13 protein-coding genes are annotated in these 20,431 nt (G+C 67.8%); all 13 read right to left on the bottom strand.

The features are described 5' to 3' along the window. Window positions 1-6: 6 nt before the first annotated feature. The 13 genes from Q7W02_15205 to ispH all read right to left on the bottom strand — a co-directional run bounded on the left by Q7W02_15205 (window position 7) and on the right by ispH (window position 20,296). Complete coding sequence (locus Q7W02_15205; GenBank protein MDO8477515.1) at window positions 7-2,835, bottom strand: molybdopterin-dependent oxidoreductase; 2,829 nt, start codon at window positions 2,833-2,835, stop codon at window positions 7-9. A gap of 43 nt (window positions 2,836-2,878) precedes the next feature. Continuing rightward, complete coding sequence (gene nrfD / locus Q7W02_15210; protein ID MDO8477516.1) at window positions 2,879-4,426, bottom strand: NrfD/PsrC family molybdoenzyme membrane anchor subunit; 1,548 nt, start codon at window positions 4,424-4,426, stop codon at window positions 2,879-2,881. Between the two features lie 18 nt (window positions 4,427-4,444). After that, the gene (locus tag Q7W02_15215) at window positions 4,445-5,227 is read right to left on the bottom strand and encodes a sulfite exporter TauE/SafE family protein (protein ID MDO8477517.1); all 783 of its coding nucleotides are present in this window, start codon (window positions 5,225-5,227) and stop codon (window positions 4,445-4,447) included. A gap of 202 nt (window positions 5,228-5,429) precedes the next feature. After that, the gene (locus tag Q7W02_15220; protein MDO8477518.1) at window positions 5,430-6,038 is read right to left on the bottom strand and encodes a c-type cytochrome; all 609 of its coding nucleotides are present in this window, start codon (window positions 6,036-6,038) and stop codon (window positions 5,430-5,432) included. Window positions 6,039-6,053: 15 nt separating this feature from the next. Then, entirely contained in the window at window positions 6,054-7,331 is a 1,278-nt protein-coding gene (locus tag Q7W02_15225; protein MDO8477519.1) for an FCSD flavin-binding domain-containing protein, read from the bottom strand. A gap of 92 nt (window positions 7,332-7,423) precedes the next feature. Beyond that, window positions 7,424-8,665 carry a threonine synthase gene (locus tag Q7W02_15230; protein MDO8477520.1) on the bottom strand — a complete coding sequence of 414 codons (1,242 nt, stop codon included), beginning with the start codon at window positions 8,663-8,665 and terminating at the stop codon, window positions 7,424-7,426. Further along, window positions 8,661-10,739, bottom strand: coding sequence for an elongation factor G (fusA, locus tag Q7W02_15235; protein ID MDO8477521.1), 2,079 nt, complete (start codon window positions 10,737-10,739; stop codon window positions 8,661-8,663). Before fusA ends, Q7W02_15230 begins: the two co-directional genes overlap by 5 nt. A 155-nt stretch (window positions 10,740-10,894) precedes the next feature. Further along, a complete protein-coding gene (locus tag Q7W02_15240) occupies window positions 10,895-13,501 on the bottom strand; it encodes a hypothetical protein (protein MDO8477522.1) in 2,607 nt (868 codons plus the stop codon). Next, window positions 13,498-14,094, bottom strand: coding sequence for a carboxypeptidase-like regulatory domain-containing protein (locus tag Q7W02_15245; GenBank protein MDO8477523.1), 597 nt, complete (start codon window positions 14,092-14,094; stop codon window positions 13,498-13,500). The genes Q7W02_15240 and Q7W02_15245 overlap by 4 nt, the downstream gene beginning before the upstream one ends. A 10-nt stretch (window positions 14,095-14,104) precedes the next feature. Further along, window positions 14,105-16,945, bottom strand: coding sequence for a hypothetical protein (locus Q7W02_15250; protein ID MDO8477524.1), 2,841 nt, complete (start codon window positions 16,943-16,945; stop codon window positions 14,105-14,107). Window positions 16,946-17,145: 200 nt separating this feature from the next. Then, on the bottom strand, window positions 17,146-18,318 hold the full coding sequence (locus Q7W02_15255; GenBank protein ID MDO8477525.1) for a YncE family protein: 1,173 nt from the start codon (window positions 18,316-18,318) through the stop codon (window positions 17,146-17,148). A gap of 32 nt (window positions 18,319-18,350) precedes the next feature. After that, window positions 18,351-19,292 (bottom strand): fumarylacetoacetate hydrolase family protein, encoded by a 942-nt coding sequence (locus Q7W02_15260; protein ID MDO8477526.1) that lies wholly within the window; start codon window positions 19,290-19,292, stop codon window positions 18,351-18,353. 2 nt (window positions 19,293-19,294) lie between these two features. After that, the gene (gene ispH / locus Q7W02_15265; GenBank protein ID MDO8477527.1) at window positions 19,295-20,296 is read right to left on the bottom strand and encodes a 4-hydroxy-3-methylbut-2-enyl diphosphate reductase; all 1,002 of its coding nucleotides are present in this window, start codon (window positions 20,294-20,296) and stop codon (window positions 19,295-19,297) included. Between the last annotated feature and the right edge of the window lie 135 nt (window positions 20,297-20,431).

A 20,431-nucleotide genomic window follows, 5' to 3' on the forward strand; every position in this document is an offset into this window, starting at 1 on the left:
AAAGGCTCACGGCTCGAGGCGGTAGGTCGAGGCATCGGGCCTGAAGGCCCGCGGCAGCCAGAGGGGGCGCCTGAGCCCGCCGGGTCCCGGCGCCGGCCGCGCCATGGCGAGCCACTCGCGGTAGACCTGATGCGCCCGGTTGGTGTCCACGACGACGTCGCCGTAGCGGTCCTCGGGCCCCGGGCGGACGACGCGCACCTTCTGGTGCCAGCAGTGCTGGCCGCTGACGGGGTCCGGATGCACCGGGAACGTCAGGTTCTGGTGGACGCCCGGGTCCTCCCACCAGACGCGCGACGAGTCGGGGTCAGCGCTCTCGAACGGCCTCACGCCGTGGATGTGGCGGAGCCGCCACTGCCCTTCGCCCAGCCGCTGCATGTCCACGAGGGCCGTGGACCAGCGCTCGCCGCCCGCGTCCTCCTGGAGCCGCCAGCGGCCGAGGTGATGCGAGCAGGCGACGACGCCGGGCCGGATCGACTCGGTCACCCAGACCTTGTCCACGAAGTGGCCGATCTCCGTCTCCACCTTCAGGAGATCTCCCGTGCGGACGCCGAGCCGCGATGCGTCCCCGGGACTGAGCCACAGCGGGTTGGTATGCGAGATCTCGTAGAGCCACTTGGCATTGCCCGAGCGCGAGTGGATCAGGGTCGGGAGCCTGAAGGTCGGCAGGAGCAGCATCTCACCGCGGGCCGGGTCGATCTGGGACCAGTGCACGTGGCCTTTCGCGTAGGTCGGCACCGCGTGCTCCGGCCACTTCCAGTCCTTGAGCGTCTTCGAATAGAACTCGAGCTTTCGCGAGGGCGTGGGGAACCCCGCGCGGAGCTGCCCGTCGACTTCGACACCCACGGCGCTCCCGCCCTTGACCGCCACGCGCGTGACGGGGTCCACCGCGGCCCCTAGGCACTCCGCGGGGGAGAGCGGGGTCTCGTGGGTGCGGTAGACGTGATCTTCGATGAGGAACGCGCCGTACTTGCGCATGTACTCGAGCGGAGTCAGGCCCTGCCGCGCCGCGGCCTCAGGCAGCCCGGGGACGCTGTGCTCGAAGATCCACCGGTAGAGCTCCTCGATCCTGAGCTTCTCGCCCGCGCGGTACGGGGACTCGAAGAACTTCCTGATGCCGAGCGTCCCGTCGGGATCGATGCGCCACGACAGCTCGATCAAGAACTCGTCCTCCTCCCACACCTGCCCCAGCCCCACGGCCTCGTGGGCCTGCCAGGTCAGGTCGAACTTCTTGCCCTGCCGCTCGAGGGCCACGCGCAGGACGGGCTGGCGGAAGCCGATCCAGCGCGCCGCGTGGGTCTCCTGGCTCATGAGGTCGTGGCGCTCCGAGGCGTGCCCCATCGGCAGCACGTAGTCGGCGAACCACGCGGTCTCGCTCCAGATGGGCGTAAGACAGGCGTGCCGCTCGACCTTGGCCTCGTCCGTCAGCATCTCGATCCACGACATGCCGTCGGGGTTGGTCCAGACGGGGTTGTAGACACGCGTGAAGTACATGGCGAGCTTGCCGCGGCCTTCGCGGAGGAAGTGCGGCAGGAGGAAGCTCATCTCGAAGAAGGCCAGCGGGTACTCGCGCGGCATCAGGAGCTCGCTCCACACTTTCGCGGGGGGCGGCATCATCGGCGGCGCCGGCACGGCCTTGTTCCAGGCGCTGGGCGCGGTGCCGCCGGGAACCGCGACGGCGCCCATCAGCACCACCACCAGCTCCAGGGCGCGCGCGACTTCCCAGCCATGGAGGTTGCCCGCCGCGGCGTTCCGCCACACGTGACTCGAGAGCGCGCCGCCCGAGCGGCCGATCTCCCGCGCCACTTCCTCGATGCGCGCCGCGGGGACACCGCTCTCGGCCTCTGCGAACTCCGGCGTGTACGTCGCGTAGATCTCGCCCAGCGCCCGCTCGAATTCTTCGAAGGCGACCGGCACGCCCGGCCGCTCGTGGCGCAGGTACTCCTCCCAGTTGACCCAGCGGCGGACGAACTCGCGGTCCCAGGTGCCGTCACGCAGCAGGACGTGGACGAAGGCCAGGAGCATCGCGGCCTCGGTCCCCGGCCAGGGCGACAGCCAGTAGTCCGCCATCGATGCGGTGTTGGACAGACGCGTGTCCACCACGCAAACCTTGGCGCCCGCCATCTTGCCCTCGATGATCCGCTGGGCGTGCGGATTGAAGTAGTGCCCCGCCTCGAGGTGGGAGGACAGGAGGAGGATGAAGCGCGCGCGGCTGTGATCGGGCGAGGGCCGGTCGAACCCGTGCCAGAAAGCGTAGCCGGCACGCGCCCCCGCCGAGCAGACGTTGGTGTGGCTGTTGTGCCCGTCGATGCCCCAGGCGTGGAAGACGCGCTGGAGGTAGACGAGCTCGTGCCCCGGGCGGCCCAGGTGATACATGATCTCCTTCTGCCTGCCCTCGACGAGCGCCTTGCGGATCCGACCGGCAATGTCGTCCAGCACCTCGTCCCAGCTGACGCGCTCCCACTTGCCTTCCCCGCGCTTCCCGGCGCGCTTCAGCGGGTAGAGGATGCGCTCCGGATCCTGCACCTGGTTGAGCGTGGCCGGGCCCTTGGCGCAGTTGCGGCCGCGGCTGCCCGGGTGCTCGGGGTTGCCCTCGAACTTCTGGATCTTGAGCGTCTGCTTGTCCACGTAGGCGAGGAGCCCGCAGCCCGCCTCGCAGTTGAAGCAGATGGTGGGGATGAGCGAGTAGCGCCGCGGCACGCGCTTCGGCCACGCTTTCGAGTCGTACTCCTCCCAGTCGTCCCACCGATCGACGGGCGGAAAGGGGCTGAGCCCGGGCGCCGGCGGGTCGAGGTCGCGGGCGTGCGGGTGAAGCGGGTCGGCTGACTTGTCGGTCATTGAGTCCTCAAGAGAGTGGGGATCCTCACGAGAGTGGGCGTCCTCACGAAAGGGGCAGCGCTTGGCCGGCGCGCACCCAGATGTCTTCCCAGAGCCAGAGGCCGAAAAGACCGAGCACGGTCGCCGCGACGGCCGCCCATGGCTGCGGCGAGAGCACGAGCAGGACGAGCGGCACGGCGGTGCCGCCCACCACGATGCCCCACCAGAAGCGGACGCGGTACGGGCCCCGCGTGATCAGCCGCGCGGCGCGGGCGGCATCCTGGGTGGCATGCGCCGTGAAGGCCTCGGCGAAGAGCACGACGCCGTTCAGGGCGAGCGAGAACCAGAGCGCCATGCGGAGCCCCTCGGCCACGCGCGGATCGTGGCTGATGGCGAGCGCGGCGAGCAGGAGGCCCGCGCAGCCGGCCGTGACAGCGGCCACGAGGAGATGGGGCAGCACGAGCGGGCTCTGCCAGAAGTCGCGCCCCTCGGCCTGGCCGAAGAGGAAGGCGCTGTAGCCGGCCGACGCCGTGGCCACGAGCAGCACGGGCCAGCCCAGGGCGAAGAACGCCATGTAGCTCTGCGTCCAGCCCGCGACGAGCCAAGCGACGCCCAGGAGACCGTGCGCCGTCAAAATCCACCCGCCCCAGACCAGCCAGGAGCGCCAGTTCGGCTTCAAGAGGAGATAGAGGAATCGCTCCGGGCGCTTGAGGTCGAGGACGAGAAGCGCGGTCGTCAGCGCGAGGAAGACGAGGCTGATGAGCGGCGCCGCGAGACCCGCCACGGGTCCCGCAAAGGACAGCCCGGCGATCGCGGTGATCGCCGCGACGAGAAGCGCACCCGCCGCGACCGACTTGGTCCAGAGATACGTCGAGACCTTCCACCCCCAGGGCCGCTCCGGATGCGCCACGTCGTACACTGTCCGCGCCATGCCGAGCAGGTCCACGCCTTCACCGGCGACGGCTGCAGCCCGGCCGGCGACGTTGGGCCCGCCCGGCACCGGGATGCGGCTCGCCTCGGCGAACATATAGCGGTCACCGGCCTCCTGCATGGCCGGCCTCAGCGCGGCTTCGTCGGCGCCGATATAGAAGAGCTTGGGCTGCGTCCCCTGCTCCGGCTTGCGCACCGCCACCTGCTGCGTGGCGACCAGACGCGCGATCCCCGAGTTGGGGTCGTCCAGGTCGCCCGGGACGATGGCCTGCACCGGGCACACGATGACGCACGCCGGCTCGAGCCCGACCTCGACCCGGTGCGCGCAGTAGTGGCACTTGGCCGCCGTCTGCGTCTCCGGGTCGATGTAGAGCGCGTCGTACGGGCAGGCCTGCATGCACGACTTGCAGCCGATGCAGCGGTCACCGTCGAAGTCCACGATGCCGTCGGGGCGCCGGTAGAGCGCGACGGTCGGGCAGATCGTCACGCACGGGGCGTTGTCGCAGTGGTTGCACCGCATGACGGAGAAGTAGCGCCGCGTGTCGGGGAACGTGCCCTTCTCGATGTACTTGACCCAGGTGCGGTTGACGCCGAGGGGCACCTGGTTCTCTTCCTTGCACGCCACCGTGCAGGCGTGACACCCGATACATTTCCGCTGGTCGATCACGAAGCCGTAGCGCAAGCGAGTCTCCCGTGAACCCTAGTGCAGAACGTCGATCCAGACGCGCAGGGCCGCCAGCGCGATGACGGCGCCGAGTATTACACGCAGGACGCCCACGGGAGCGCGCCTGCTGAGATGCGCGCCGAGGCTCGCGCCCGGCAATGAGCCCGCCACGACGGCGACGGCCGCGATGAAAGGGACCTGGCCCGTCGCGAGCTTGCCCACGAACCCCAAGCACGCGCCGGCGCCGACCATCACGAGCGAGGTGCCGATGCTGAGCCGCACCGGGAGCCGCATGACGCCCACGAGCGCGGGCATCAGGAGAAACGCCCCGCCGGCGCCGACCAAGCCCGAGAAGACGCCGACCACTCCCGGGATCGCGACGGCCTCGGCCCGGTTGAACAGCATGGTCTCCGCGCGCGCGCCCGGCGCGGCGACGATAGGCGGGATGAACATGAGCAGCAGCGCCGCTGTGGCCATCAGGGCGAAGACGAGGAGCAGCACGCGCCCCCCGACGTAGTGTGCTCCAACCGCTCCCGCCAGCGAGCCCGCGGCCATGGCCGACCCGCCCCAGAGGGCCAGGCGGCGGTGCACCATGGCGCCGCGGCCGTGGGTCCATGCGCCCATCACGGAGGCCGCCAGCACCTGCGCCATGGTCACGCCCGCCACCAGCTTGATGTCGAGGCTGCCCACGGCGAGGAGCGGCGGGACATAGAAGAGGAGCGGGATCATCACGATGGCCCCGCCCACGCCGACCAGTCCCGACGCGAACGCGCCCACGAAGCCCAGCGCGGCCAGCGTCAGGATGAAGACCGCGCTCATGCGGAAGCGCCAGGGTCCGGTTGCGACATGGGCAGCATGATACCTCGACCGCCCCCCGCGCCGATGGCCCGCGTCGATGACGGTCCCGCAGGCCCCGAGTGCGAAGCCTACAGGCAGCAGCCAGAGGGGTTCGGGCATGAGTCGCCGAAAGCTCGGCGGCCCATTCTGCCACGGCGTCCCCGGGCGGGCGCCGGATTCCGGGCTAGCGGAGGCTCGAGTAGTACGCGGCCAGATCGGCGAACTGGCCGTCCGGGATGATCTTCATCAGCGCCTTCTTGGCCGCGAGCAGCGGTTCGCCCGGGTCCCGCGTGTCCACCTTGAAGAGCACCATCTGCTGCGCGAGGTAGCCGGGCGGCTGTCCGGCGAGTCCCGGGATCAGCCGCGCGGGATCACCCTTGCCGTCCGGCCCGTGGCAGATCACGCACTGGGCCGCAACCGTCTTGCCTCTCGCGGCGGCTTCGGCCGAAGAGCGAATGGGCGTGGGCACGCGCTTCTGCGCGGCGAAGTACGCCGCGATCTGGTTCAGCCCGAGGAACTGGATCTCCTTGGCGTAGGGCTCCATCTCGGGCGACGGGCGCTTGCCGGCGGCGTAGTTCTCGATCTGCCGCTTGAAGTAGGCCGGGTCGAGCCCGGAGATGATCGGCATCATGTTGGAGCCGCTGTTGCCGTTGGCACCGTGGCAGGCCGCGCACGTGATGACCTTCGCGAAGCCCGGGTCGTCGAGCGGGCCGGCGGCGCAGGCCGCGCCGGGCCCGGCCGCGAGTACGAAAACTGCCGCCGCGAGGGCGGCCGCGAAGCGTGAGGTCGTCATGATCGCCGTCCCCCTCTACGACAGCATGTCGGCCCAGATGCTCTGCCGCCAGCCCTCTGCACGCTGGGCGACGGAGACGCTCTGGGCGGGCGTGAGCTTCTGCTCGATCTGGACCACCTTGCCGTTCTCGATCTTGTAGGAATTCACCACCGCGATGGCTTCGCGGTCGCTGACCCAGCTGTAGCAGGTGTTGCCTGGAGGCATGAGCGGCACGGCTTGCCCGTTGAGCAGGCTCACGATGCTGAGCGCCGCCGCCTTGCCCATGTTGTTGGCGACGTTTCCGGACTTCGGCACGGGCAGTCCGATGGTCGCGTCGCCGACCACGTGGATGTTCTTCTGCTTCACCGACTCGTACGTGACGTGGTCCACCTCGCACCAGCGCTTGTCGGCGCCGACGAGGTCCGCCTGGACGGCAATCGTGCCCGCGCGCTGGGGCGGGATCAGGTTGAGCACGTCGTACTTGACGCGGTCGAACTCGGTGCGGACTTCGCGCGTCGAGGTATCGACGCCGATCACCTTCTGCGAGGCGCGGTAGTCGATGTTCGGGTACGCCTGCCACGCCGCGCGGAAGAGCGCGGTCTTCGACACGATGTTCTGGTTGGCGTCGAGCACGATCACCTTGCTCTTCGGCTTGTGCTGCTTGAGGTACCACGCGACCTGGCAGATGCGCTCGTAGGGGCCCGGCGGGCAGCGGAAGGCGACGGGAGGCACCGTCAGGACGAAGACGCCGCCGTCCGGCATGGACTGGATCTGCGCCGCCAGCTGCACCGTCTGCGGCCCCGCCTTCCACGCGTGGAGCACCGTGTCCTTGGCGGCCGCGAGCCCCTCGATCTGCTCCCACTGGAAGTCGATGCCGGGCGAGACGACGAGACGGTCGTAGGCGAGGTAGCCTTGGCCGATGCGGACCCTCTTGGTGTCGGGCTCGATGGCGGTCGCTGACTCGTGGATGATCTTGACGCCGCGGGCCCGGAGCCCCGCGTAGGAAAGCGTCAGGCTCTCGATGGTCCGCTGCCCGCTCAACACGAGATTGCTGAACGGGCAGGAGACGAACTCGCGGTTGGGCTCGAGCAGCACCACTTCGATCGACGGGTCGGCGATCCGGATGTATCTGGCCGCGGTGGACCCGCCCCAGCCGCCGCCGATCACCACCACCCTGCGACCGCTCTTTGGCGCGATGTCGCCCGTCATGGTACTGGCGCAGCCCGAGAGTCCAAGACCAGCGCCCAAGCCCAACCTGACACCGACACCCACACCCGAGGAGCGGAGGAAATCTCTGCGCGTCAGCCCGCTCATAGACCCCGCCTCCTTCATTGATTGGCTCGTTTATCGACCGGAATACGGAGAAATGTACTAAGCCATTTGCATCATGTCAACAGCGTTTTTGGCTAGAGGCCGAGGGCCTTCCTGACACGGGCGAGGACCTGCGCCTCGTCGCCTTCAAGGTGCACCGGAGCCGGCAGCGCCGGCGGCGAGTTCTTGATCCCCGCGCCCGTGAGCACGATGACGATGCGCGAGCCCGCATCCACCTCGCCGGTCTCCTTCATCTGGCAGAGCGCGGCGAGCGCGGCGGCGGCTTCGGGCGCCGTCCAGATGCCCTCGACGCGCGCCAGGAGCTTCTGCGCCTCCACGATCTCCTGCTCGCTCACGGCGCGCGCGTGGCCGCCCGTATCGCGCATGATCTTGAGCATCTGGCGCCCCGCGAAGGGGCCCGGCACGCGAAGGCCGGGCGCGTCGGTGACGGGGTTCTCCCAGAGCGTCGTCGTCTCGGCCTTGTCGTCCCACGCCTTCACGAGCGGGGCGCACCCTTCGGCCTGGACCGCGACGAAACGGGGCTGAGCGGCCTTGATCCAGCCCATGGCCGCCAGCTCCTCGTAGGCCTTCCAGATCCCGACCAGACCCGTCCCGCCGCCCGTCGGGTACATGAGGAGATCCGGCATCTGCCAGCCGAGCTGCTCGGCCAACTCGAGCCCCATCGTCTTCTTGCCCTCGAGGCGATAGGGCTCCTTCAGCGTGGCCAGATCGAACCAGCCGATCTTGGACGCGATGCCGGCGATCAACTTGCCCGCCGTCGCGATCGAGCCGTCGACCGTGAAGACGTAGGCGCCCGCGATGATCGCCTCCGCGATGGCGGCCTCGGCCGTGCCGCGCGGGACGACCACGACCACCGGGATCCCACCGCGCGCCCCGTAGACCGCCGCGGCGCCGCCCGCGTTGCCCGCCGACGGGATCATCAGCCCCTTGACGCCGAGCGTGCGCGCCTTGGTGAGCGCCATGCCGAGGCCGCGCGCCTTGAACGAGCCCGTCGGGTTCTGGCCTTCGTCTTTCGCCCAAACGTGGCGCAGGCCCAGGTGCGCGCTCAGGCGCGGGAGCGGGATCAACGGCGTGCCGCCCTCGCCGAGAGTGATCGGTTCCTCGCCGTCGTCGAGCGGCGTCAACTCGCGGAAGCGGTACATCCCGGGCGCGCGCCGCAGGAGGTCGTCCTTCGTGACAGCGGCGGCGACCTTGGGCAGGTCGTAGCGCACGGCCAGCATCTGGCCGCAGCCTTGGCAGACGGTGAGGAGGCGGCCGGCCTCGTGGCGCCGGCCGCAGACAGTGCACTCGATGTGGGTGACGAAGGACGGGCTAATGGGCCTTCTCTTTCTCTGCCTTCGCGGCGGCGACGACTTTCTCCGCGAGGTGGGCCGGGACTTCTTCGTAGTGCGAGAAGTCCATGGAGTAGCCGCCGCGCCCGCCGGTCATGGAGCGGAGCGAGGACTCGTACGTCAGCATTTCGGCCATGGGCGCCTGTGCGCGGACGGACACGACTTCGCCGTCGGGCTCCATGCCCACGATGCGCCCGCGGCGGCCGTTCAGGTCACCGATGACGTCGCCCGCGTGGTCGGACGGCGCCGTCACCTCGACGTGCATGATGGGCTCGAGGAGGATCGGGTGCGCCTCCATGAAGCCCTTCTGCAGGCCCATCGAGGCCGCGATCTGGAAGGCCATGTCCGAGGAATCCACGTCGTGGTAGGAGCCGTCGTAGAGCGAGACCTTGAGGTCCACGATGGGGTAGCCGGCGAAGATGCCGCGCTTCAGGCAGTCGCGGACGCCTTTCTCCACCGACGGGATGAAGTTACGCGGCACGGACCCGCCGAAGATATCGTCCACGAACTCGAAGCCGCCGCCGCGCTGGAGCGGCTCGACCTTGAGCCACACGTCGCCGTACTGCCCGCGGCCACCCGTCTGCTTCTTGTACTTGCCCTGGACTTCGGCGCGCCCCTTGACGGTCTCCTTGTAAGGGATGCGCGGCGGCAGGAGGCTCACGTCCACGTTGTACTTGCGCTTCATCCGCTCGACGACCGTCTCGACGTGCAGCTGCCCCATGCCGGAGACGAGCAGCTGCTTCGTCTCGGGGTCGAAGTGGTGGTGGAGCGTCGGGTCCTCCTCCGTCATCCGGTGGAGCGCCGTCGAGATCTTGTCCTCGTCGCCGCGCGTCTTGGGCTGGATCGCGAAGGAGATGGAGGGCTCCGGGAAGGCGATGCCCGGCAGGACGACCGGGTGCGCCTCGTCGCAGAGCGTGTCGCCCGTCAGCGTGTCTTTCAGCTTCGCGACGACGCCGATCTCCCCGGGCCCCAGCGCCTCGACGGGCTTCTGCGTCTTGCCCATGAGCCACCCGATATGCCCGATGCGCTCCTTGGCCCCGCGCGTGGAGTTGAGCACCTGGCTGTCGGCCTTGAAGGTGCCGGAGTACACGCGGAAGAGCGAGAGCTTGCCCACGTGCGGGTCCGCGATGGTCTTGAAGACAACGGCCGCGAGCGGAGCCTTGGGATCGGGCGCCAGCGTGACGGCCTGCTTGGTGCGCGGGTCGATGCCCTCGACCGGGCCGGCCTCGGCGGGCGACGGGAACTCCTTGACGATCAGGTCCATCAGCGGCTGGACGCCGATGCCCTTGGCGGCGGAGGCGGCCATGACGGGCACGAGGCTCCCCTGCCCGATGGCCTTGCCGAGGGCCTTGACCATCTCCTCCTCGCCAATGCTGCCCTCTTCGAGATACTTGGCGAGAAGGTCGTCGTCGGTCTCGGCCACGGCCTCCATGAGCTTCTCGCGCCACGCCTTAGCGTCGTCCATCGCCTCGCCGGGGATCTCGGCTTCCTTCGGCTTGCCGTCGGCCGTAAGGAGCGCCTTCATCGCGACCAGGTCCACCACGCCCTTGAGGCCCGCCTCGGACCCGATCGGCAGCTGGAGCGGGCAGAGCCGGCCCTTCAAGCGCTTCTGGAGTGACTCGAGGGTGCGGAAGAAATCGGCGCGCTCGCGGTCGAGGCGGTTGATGACAACAGCGCGCGGCAGGGTGTACTCGTTGGCGTACTTCCAGACCTTCTCCGTCTGCACCTGCACGCCGGCGACCGCGTCCACCACGATGACCGCCGCGCCCGCCACGCGCAGCCCCCCGCGCGCGTCGGCGACGAAGTCGCCGTACCCGGGCGTGTCGATCAGGTTGAGGCGGTGGCCCTTCCAGTCGCAGTAGGCGACCGAGGTGCCCAGCGAGATCTTGCGCTTGATCTCGTCGGGGTCGAAGTCGGTGGTGGTGGTGCCGTCGTCCACCTTGCCGAGCCGGTTGATGGCCCCGGCCGCGAACAGGATGGCTTCCACCAGGGATGTCTTGCCGACCCCGCCGTGCCCCGCGAAGCCCACGTTGCGGATCTTGGAGATGTCCGTCGCCATGCCTACCTCCCCGTGCCCCTGCTGCGAAGGGAAAACTCGACTGCCGGAGAAAAGGGCGATGTGGGCGGAAATGCTACCACAGCGCCGCGGGACAGGCCAGCCGCAGGTCCGGGCCGCAGGTCCGGGCAGCCAGGAGTCCACCGCGACACCGGCAGCTATCTGAGCATGTCCGGGTCTTCGATCACCTGCCAGAGTGAGCACAAGCTCCATCCGCAGAAAATACCTGTGGGGAATGATACTCCCGGGGGCGGGTCGGCCAGCCGTTTCAGAGACGCAAGGTCCGGATCCTCGGGAGGGAATCCCGGTGTCCCTACCCGCGGAAGAACGACGGTCCCGTCCGCAGTCCAACCCTTCACGAAATAGGTGGGAGTGGCGGTACGGAGCAGATGGTCGGGTGCTACGGGGAGCAGTGACGCCGCCCAGACCGATAGGACATCCGCCTCTCCAGCGCCGATCTCCGTGGAGGTCCCGTCGACGAGTGAAGACAGGTACACCCGGTTGTTATCGCTGTTCACCCACAGGAGATGCCTGCCTCCGCGCTGAGGGTCAGGATAGTACGGCATTCCGAATGGCTCCCAGCCCATGAGCGTGGTCACCACACTACCATTCCCATCGACAACTCCCAGATACACGCGGTACGAATCGTTGTCGGCGTAAATGTTGTGAAAGCCCTCCACAACGATGCGGCTTTCGCCAGGATTGCTGGCGTCGAGGCGCAGCACCATCGACGCAAAGACCCCAGTGAAACCCAGCCCTCCGCTGGGCGCACCCAGGGCACTCGGGGGCAGATCGAAGACTATCGTGCGCGCCGTGTGGTTCACCACCAGGGCATGGCACTCTTCTCGTTCCATGTGGAACGGATCCGGGATGTCGAGACAGTAGTCCCCGGGAAGGATCACGTTGAGATTGTCATCAAGAAGGGCACGGTAGTTTAAAACTTGTGGCCTGGCGAAGGGCGGCAGCTGCGAGAGCATGAAGAACGGGTCGAAGAGATCGGGTCCACGCACGAGGGTCGCCACGGGTGGGTCGCGGAAGACTTGATCGGGCCGTGGCCGGTTCAGGGTGAACACGTAGAAATGCGACACACCCTCACCAGGAACACCCCCTTCCACCAGGAAGGTGTCGTTGCGGGTGCCCCACGAGCGCAGAATGACGAGGCTGCCAGACGGGAGTTGAGAGCGTACGTTGAGCTTTGTCACCAGCGTCCCATTGCGAAAGTACACGTCGCCGTCGGCCGCGTTGACGAAGAGTTGCTCGATGGTCCCCACGTACTTCGCGGCCTTGCCGATGACGGCACCCCCAAACCCAGGCGGGTTATCCTTCTTCTCCTCGCCCAAGCTCCCCTGATACACCACCATGTAGCGCTCCGGAATCGGCCGGTCAGTCGGAGGACGGAAGCTGAGAGTCTGGTCGGACAGAGCATCCCCGGACGCCACCGGCCCCGAAATCGTCCAGGACCCGAGCTCGCGGCGCCCCTCACTCGCGTAGTCGCCGAAGACCTTCAGCATGCCGTCCTTCAGCGGTTCTTGCGACTCGTTCTTGCCCGTCAACAGGAACGCTTGCGGATCCGCCGGGTCCGGCGCGATCCTCGCCCCGAGCTTCCCCCGGAAGAAGTAATCCAGCAGCGCAGCGGAGTAACTGACGGCCTTCGGTAGGAGCCGCGCGGCGTAATTCTCCAGAACCTTGTCATCTAGGGCCTTCTCTTGGTCTCGTAGTGCATCGGGGAGGCTCTCATACAGGGCGCTCGGAACCGCCAGCCGATATCCAGTGTCTCCGTCCTGCGTCTTAAGGAAGTAGCGGCGACGCACACCGCCGGGCGCATCCTCTTCATTGCCGAGCTCGACGCTCGCAAAGGATGGATACCGAAAACTGGGATTACCCGGCGCGTGATCCTCGAAGACTGTATGGTCACTGAAGAAGTTGGCGTTCGTATACTCTGCCAGCCCGACGGTGAGACGCATCGTATCTGTGGGATTGGTCCCATCGTACCGATCGGTGTCCATGAGCCGTGCTATTGGAACTTTCGCCACCTGATCATCTACGGGCACGTTGATCGAGAAGATGCTCGGATCGACCGGCTGAAGGGTCGCGCTCAGAATGGAATCGACCCTTGGCTTGTTCCTCAGTGCCCACGCCTCAAAGCGGTCCGATACGGGGCAATGGATGTCGTTGCGTGTATGCGCCGGTACCACCAGGTCAGCCACGAGATGCATTTGCTGACCCAGGACCTGAAGGGTCCGGGTCCATCCGTCGTCGCGGTCGACCATCGCCCCAAGTGTTAGGGCCTCGAAATACGCCTTCCGAGCGTCGGCCCAAGCTGCCTGTCCACTCTGCCCCTGGTCGGCGTTCTGAGCCCATCGCGGCGACGACTCTCCGGAGATGACGAAAGGCAGACAAATGCTCAGCGTCCTCAACCCGGAGTCCGCCCACGACGCCACGATTGGGTTGTGGAAATGGTTCTTCGATCGGTATGCCGCGCCGAACCACTCGCTCTCGTCGTACAGGTCCTCGGCGCGCCCGCCAAACTGAATCCATCGGAAACCGGTCCGCTCGTCGTCCGGTTTCCGTCGAAATGTCTTACCAAGCCCATCCTTCAGGCCGAGCTCATCCTTCAGATATGCCCCAGTCCCCGATATGACGGCGGCGCGATCGTTGATCGAGACGTGGGTCTCCAGCTTGAAGGCCACCGCGCCGGGGATGTCCGCCGTCGTCAGGACTGCGAGGATCAATGTCCCAAAAAAGCGGGGCTTGTACGCGATCATGGTTGGGACCCCGGTTTGCGAAAGGGTTGAAGGCCGAGTTGGCTGCGTTCCTCGTTGATGAGCCGCATCAGATTCGGCACTTGCTCCCATCGGACCATCTCCATGCCGAGCGGCAGATCGGCGTCGTGAATGCGGGCCCCTCTGGTAGTCGGACGCCTCAATGGAATCGTCACATAGGTCTCGGGGCGGTCCCGATCACGCGGATCCCGGGGCGGACGATCCACAACTGGGACATCACGACCGTAGTAGGCTGCATATCCGGGCGTGTATGCCGGGTAATACACCTTGAGCTTGGGCTCAAGGATCCATCCAAAGGGTGTGAAGTGTGTACGGTGTGGAATCGCGAACTGCCCATTGCCATCGCTGAGGGTTTCGTAGACATCCCAATCGCCCTCGGCTACCTCCGGCCCAGTCGGCATTTCACGCGTCCAGATGGCGACCACGGCCGCACCAGCGACGGGCCGACCGGTTTCGGCATCGACGACTTGGCCGCTGTATGGACCACTCGAATAGACCAAGTGTCCGCAGCCTGCGGCCAGGCTGAACGCCACCCCCAGCAGCAGACAGACACTCGCACTGCTCCTCCAGCCCATGACGAGCCTCCTAAAAGAAATGCAGCCGCCAGACGCCGTCTGCGTCGCGCACGAAGAGCACCAGGTGGCCAATGGGCTGCCCGTTGTCGATCCGGGTCATGTTCAATTCGGCCCACTCACCGTCGAAGGACACGAGACTGATATCGGTCAGGACTGAGTCGATCTGGCTCAAGGGAATCGTGAGGTTGCTCAGCAGCGTTTGGTAGCTGTCACGTTTTCTCATTGCGATGGATTCGACGGCGGTCGTGAGCGCCCCGCGACGGAGCGCATCCTTGAACCCGATCCACCGCGCCTGCAGGAATGCCACGAGCGCCGCCCGATCCAACACCTGGATGATGGCCGCGGCGTTGGTCTGAGTGCGCTGGCTGTCGGTGACGGCCACGCTCGCCACGTAGAGTCCCGGCTGGGAGTAGGTGAAACTCTGCCCGTCGAGGCTCGCGCCCTGGAAATCCACGGAGCCGTTGCCGTCGATGTCGAGCGCGACCTGGGTCACGGGGCGAGGCGCCGATACCGAGAAGGTGACCTGGAGGGGCGCGATGCCGCTCTCGGGATTTGGGCGGAGGACGACGGCATCGGAAGGATTTCCGGTAACGCCGATGGGGATGGTGCTGCTCGTCGTGGCTCCGGTGACGGTGGTCGCCACGGCGATCAGCTGCGTGGTGCTTTGGTCCACAGACACCAACGCGGCGAACGCGCTCCCGTGCACCGCCGCGGGGCGCCCGTTGACGGCGACCCCGACATCTTTGCCGCCCGCATTCACACTCCCGCGCACCAGGAGCAGGCCGGCCTGAACGGTGGCGCCTGCCGGGGGTGAGGTCACCTGGATGCTCAGCGTGCTGACGGTGAAGCTCTGCTGGGCGGGAGTGGGATCCTCGTTGCCGGCCAGGTCCCGGGCCTTGACCTCGAAGGTGTGCCCGCCGGGAGTGAGACCGCTGAGCAGAATCTGTGTGCTGGGGTCGAAGGCCGAGTAGGGTCCGCCGTCGAGCCGCCAGGCGTATTGGAGGCGGGCGACGGACACGAGGTTGTCCGTGCCGGTGACGGTGAAGGTGGCGGACGTGTCGGTGATGGGGCCGCTGGGCCCTGCCGTGATTTGCGTGTCGGGCGGAGTGTTGTCCACGATCACCGCGCGCGTCGCTGCGGCAGTGTTGCCCGCCTGATCGGTCGCTGTCGCGGTCAGCGTCTGGGCGCCGTCGAGGATACCGCTTGTGTTCCAGCTCGCTGTTGCCGTCACCGACGGGGCCGGAGGCGCCGGGCTGAGGGTAACCGTGAGGGACTGGCCACCCGCGCTCACGACAAGGCTCGTCACAGCGCTGCCTCCACCCCCGCTCGCCTGGGCCTGCACGGTCACCGTCTGGCGCACGTAGGCGTTGCCGAGAGGTGTGACGAAGGTGATGACGGGCAGCTGGTTGTCGTGGGCGATGCTCGCCTGCGCCGGGGCGCTCGTGAGCCCGTTTCCGAGCCGCGCCGTGGCAAACACCTCGAGCGTGTTCTTGGCGTTCAACGCCAGCGGCGACGCCAGTGAGAAGGCGCCCCTGTTGTCCGAAAAACCCGTGATCGCGGTCGTCGCGTCGTTGACGAAGAGATCTACGCGGGCGAAGGGCACGGCGGTGCCGCTCACGGTCAGCGGAGAGTCTCTGGTGAAAGCCGGCAGCCCCGCGAGGCTGGGGGCCGGGGGCGCGCGGAACCGCAGCAAGCGCCCCGAGCGGCCGTCGGCGACATAGAGCGAGCCGTCGGGGCCGAGGGCCAGGCCCCGCGGGTCCACCAGGGACTCCGCGAATCGCGTGAGGTGCGCATCCCCGTGCACCTTGACTATAGCGCGGGACCGGGGCGTGACGTAGAGCGACGCGAGCTGGTCCAGGACGAGACCGCGCGGATCCTGGAGACCGCCCGGGACGAAGTAGGTGGGCGGATCCAGGCGGCCGTCCGGGAGCAGCGGATAGCGCGCGATGACGCCCTGTGCCTGCCGCAGCCCCTCGACCCAGCGGGCTGCGGCAAAGAGCGCGGTGCCGTTCAGCGCCAGGGCCTCGAGCTGGTGGAGGCCGGTGGCAACCACCTCGAGCTGGCCCGTCGAGGGGTCCCGGCGGATGATGACCTTCGCCTCGGCCGTGATGTAGACGGTGCCATCGTGGCCTCTGGCAAGCCAGCGCGGCGTCCGCAATCCTCTGGCGAGAACCGACTGCGCTCCCCCGGGCGTCACGCGCAACACGCGTCCGGCGTCCTCCTCGGCGATCAGGAGATCCGCGCCGTCGAGCGCCAAGCCGGAGGGACGTCGCAGCCCGGCGGCAATGATGACCGCTGAACCCGCCGGATCTACCCTGAAGATCTCGCCGTGTCTCACATCTGACACATAGGCGGTGCCGTCGGACGCCACGGCCACGCCCAGGAGCTCGCCTTGAGTCTGCAGCAGCGACTCTACGACCGAGACGCCGCCCCGCACAGACGTCGTGAAGCGGATGTCCCTCCCAGACGGGTTCTTGAATTTCAGGACCAGGTTCTGCACGCGCCCGCCGGGGCCAAGGAACCCGTCCGGCAGCGGCACGCTCACGAACGGCAGGCCGTCGCCAGTCTGGCCGGAGGAATTGGCCAGGATCACGCCCGAGCTTACGCTCGTCAGCACGAGAGACAGCGGCTCGAGCAAGACATCCGACGAAATGTTAGTCAGCGTGCCCGAGGTGACGAAGACCTGCTCGGCGCGGTCGTGGCGGAAGCCGCCGAACTGAACCCGCACGCGGCTGTCGAGATTGACCTCCTGTGCGGAGAGCGAGGGCGGCCCGAGGATGGCAATGAGAACCACCCAGACACCCGCGAGCGCCCAACCGAGACCTGCGGAGCGATTCTCGGAACTGGCCATCTCCCCTCCCGCGGCGCGCGTATCGTTCGCACGCGCCGAACTGGAGGCTCACCGTAGGCCCGCTCCTGGCGTGTTTCAAGAGTGCTTGTTTCGATACAGGACCCTGTCACGAATGGAGGACACTCCCGCGCGCACGGGACATGAAAAGGGGGCGCCGGCGATGCCGGCGCCCCCGAGGTGAACCGCTGCGGGATCGGCTGCTACTGGTTCCGGCCGCGCATCGATGCCGGCTGGCCGGGCAGCTTGAGCGTCTTGCCGGTGTTGATGACGCGGATGCCCTTCTTCGTCTCCTCGACGCGGAGGATGGACACGTCGCTGTCCATGTAGTTGCCGACGAACAGGTACTTGCCGTCGGCGCTCCACACGGCCCCTTCGGGCAGGCCGCGCACCTCGACCTCGTCGAGCTTCGTCACCTTCTTGCCGTCGATCTTGAGGATGACCACGCTGCCGTTGCGGTTGTAGAGCCACGAGCTCCACGCCTGGTTGCTGCCGCGGAGCAGGATGGCCGCGGCCAGGTTGCCCTTGGGGCTGATGGCGAGACCCTCGGGCGCGTCGCCCACCACCACGCGGTCGATCACGCGGGGCGGGGTCGCCTCGAGGTCGATCACGCTGACCGTGTCCACGTTGCCGTCGGAGCCGCCGGCGAAGCCGTTGTCGGCTGTCAGCGCGATGCTGCCGTCGGGCACCACGTCCACGTTGTAGGGCCAGAGGCCCACGGCCATGTTGTGCTTGCTGTCGGTTACCTTCTGGCCGTCTACGTTCAGCACGGCGATCTTGTGGCCGGGGAACTTGGCGACCAGCGCCCGCTTGCCGTCGGGCGTGAAGACCACGTGCGCCACCTGCTCGCCCATGGGCACGGTGTCGATCAGCTTGACGTCCTTCCCGGAGATGGACAGCACACTGATCGAGTTGTCGGCGCGGTTGGCGACAAGCGCCAGGTTGCCGGCTTTATTAATGGATAGCCCCGAGGGCTGCTTGCCGACCTCGACCGTCCCGATGTGAGCGGGAGGGTTCGTCGTCAGGTCAATGACGTAGAGCTTGTTGTCCGGCACCGGCTTCCAGTCGTCGCCGTCCTTCTGCCAGTCCATCGAGTTGGCCACGATCGCCAGCTTCTGGTCGGGCGTGATGGCCAGGTTGGTCGGCGGGCCGACCACGGTGTTCATCAGCGGCAGGCTGCCGACGATCTTCGGCGCCTCAGGGTTGCTGATGTCCACGATGGCCACGGCGTCTTTCCCGGGGGGCCGGCGGATCTGTTTGCCGGTCTTGTCGAAGACGATCTTGTCGTCGATGCCGATGATCATCAGCTGGGCGTGGGCGGCGAGCGGCGCGAGGACGAGCGACAGTGCCAGGGCCAGCGTCTTTGCTGTGCGCATGCGAAATCCCCCTCTCGTCTGGTGGGTTGGGGCTACGGCCGGGCGACTCTGTTGGCGAGCACGCCGATCTTCTCGACTTCCGCCTCCATGCGGTCCCCGGCCTTGAGGTAGTTGCCGGTAGCGGCGCCCACGCCGTTGGGCGTGCCGGTGGCGATCAGGTCGCCGGGCAGGAGCGTCATGGAGAGCGACAGCACCTCGATGCACTGGTCCAAGGGGAAGATCATCTTGCTGGTGTTGCTCGACTGCCGTACTTGTCCGTTAACGCGCATGGCGATGCTGAGCGCCTGCGGGTTCGGGATCTCGTCGGCCGTGACCAGCACTGGGCCCATGGGGCAGAAGGTGTCGAGCGACTTGCCCTTGAACCACTGCGTGTGGCGCTTCTGGAGGTCGCGGGCGGTCACGTCGTTGATGATCGTGTAGCCGAAGACGTGCTTGAGCGCGTCGGCGCGGCTGATGTCGCGACCGGCCGTGCCGATCACCGCCGTCAGCTCCACCTCGTAGTCGAGCTCGCTGGTGACCGCGTGGTGGACAACGTCGTCGCCGGGGCCGACGACGGCCGTGCCGGGCTTGGTGAAGTACACGGGGTGCTCGGGCACGGCGGCGCCGCGCTCGGCGGCGTGGTCGGCGTAGTTGCGGCCGAGGCAGAAGACGTTGCGCGCCGGGTGCGGGATGGGGGCCAGCAGACGCACCCGCTTGAGCGGGTAAGCCAGCTTGCGCTTCGCCAGCTCTTCGATGGCCTGCTGGTCTACCAAGCGCTTGCCGTACTCCCAGGCCTCGTGCGCGAGGAGGAGCGCGGCTTCGCCACCCTGGATCAGCTCGAGCAGGCTCTTCGGGAAGCCGCTGCGGCCGCGCCTGACCGTCCCCCGCTGCGCGGCCAGATCCTTCGCCAGGCCGCCCAGGTCCAGCACGGCCTCGTGCCACACGGCGCCCGGCTTGGGCTCGCCGCGCCCGCGACGGAAGGTGACGAGGTGCACGGCTACTCGCTCACCGCGGCGGCGCCGCTGCGCTCGGGCAGGGCCTTGCCGCCCTGGCGGGCGATGTCCTCCAGCTCGCGCGGCAGCCCGAAGCGCACGTCCTCCTCGACCACGTGCACCTCGCGCACCGCGACGCGGCCGGCGTGCTGGAGCGCCTCGACCACCTGGGTGACGAGGAACTCGGGCGTCGAGGCGCCTGCCGTCACGCCGATGCGCTTGGAGCCGTCCAGCCACTCGGGCCTGATGTCGTTCTTGTCGTTGATCAGGTAGGACGGCGTGCCCATCACCGTCGAGACCTCGACCAGGCGGTTCGCGTTGGAGCTGTTGGCGGCGCCGATGACGAGCAGCACGTCCACCTGCCCCGCCACGGTCTTGGCCGAGGCCTGGCGGTTCTGGGTCGCGTAGCAGATGTCGTCCTTGGCGGGCCCGGCGATCTTCGGGAAGCGGCGGCGCAGCGCCTCGATGCAGGCGCGCGTGTCGTCGAGGGAGAGCGTCGTCTGGGTGAGATAGGCGACCTTGTCCGGGTCGGGGATCTTGAGCTTGTCCACTTCCTCCGGATGCGCGATGAGGAACATCCGCTCCGGCGCCTCGCCCATGGTGCCCACGACCTCGTCGTGGTCGGCGTGGCCGACGAGCACGATGCTGTAGCCCTCGCGCGCGTAGCGGATGGCCTCGAGGTGCACCTTGGTGACGAGCGGGCACGTCGCGTCGATCACCCGCAGCCCGCGCCGCTGGGCCTCGTGGCGGACCGCGGGCGAGATGCCGTGGGCGCTGAAGATCACGGTCGCGTCGTCCGGCACCTCGTCGAGCTCGTCCACGAAATGCGCGCCCTTGGTGCGGAGCGCCTCGACCACGTGGCGGTTGTGCACGATCTCCCGGCGCACGTAGACGGGCGGCGGGCAGACCTGCAGCGCCAGCTCGACGATGTCAATGGCGCGGTCGACGCCGGCGCAGAAGCCGCGGGGGCCGGCCAGCACGATTTCCTGAAGCGGGATGGTCGCCATAGTCTCCTCAGGCTGTGTACGGCTCGATCAGCACCTTGAGCGCCTGGCCCCGCTCCATGAGGCCGAGGGCTTCCGGGACGTCCGCCAGGCCCATGGTGTGGGTCAGGAGCCCGTCGGGCACCACGGCCTCCGACT

The sequence above is a fragment of the Candidatus Rokuibacteriota bacterium genome (assembly GCA_030647435.1).
Lineage (GTDB): Bacteria > Methylomirabilota > Methylomirabilia > Rokubacteriales > CSP1-6 > AR37.

Coding starts and splice junctions, on each gene's coding strand:
- Q7W02_15205 (MDO8477515.1), bottom strand. CDS start 2,835: ATGACCGACAAGTCAGCCGACCCGCTTCACCCGCACGCCCGCGACCTC.
- Q7W02_15215 (MDO8477517.1), bottom strand. CDS start 5,227: ATGAGCGCGGTCTTCATCCTGACGCTGGCCGCGCTGGGCTTCGTGGGC.
- Q7W02_15220 (MDO8477518.1), bottom strand. CDS start 6,038: ATGACGACCTCACGCTTCGCGGCCGCCCTCGCGGCGGCAGTTTTCGTA.
- Q7W02_15225 (MDO8477519.1), bottom strand. CDS start 7,331: ATGAGCGGGCTGACGCGCAGAGATTTCCTCCGCTCCTCGGGTGTGGGT.
- fusA (MDO8477521.1), bottom strand. CDS start 10,739: ATGGCGACGGACATCTCCAAGATCCGCAACGTGGGCTTCGCGGGGCAC.
- Q7W02_15240 (MDO8477522.1), bottom strand. CDS start 13,501: ATGATCGCGTACAAGCCCCGCTTTTTTGGGACATTGATCCTCGCAGTC.
- Q7W02_15245 (MDO8477523.1), bottom strand. CDS start 14,094: ATGGGCTGGAGGAGCAGTGCGAGTGTCTGTCTGCTGCTGGGGGTGGCG.
- Q7W02_15250 (MDO8477524.1), bottom strand. CDS start 16,945: ATGGCCAGTTCCGAGAATCGCTCCGCAGGTCTCGGTTGGGCGCTCGCG.
- Q7W02_15255 (MDO8477525.1), bottom strand. CDS start 18,318: ATGCGCACAGCAAAGACGCTGGCCCTGGCACTGTCGCTCGTCCTCGCG.
- ispH (MDO8477527.1), bottom strand. CDS start 20,296: ATGGCGACCATCCCGCTTCAGGAAATCGTGCTGGCCGGCCCCCGCGGC.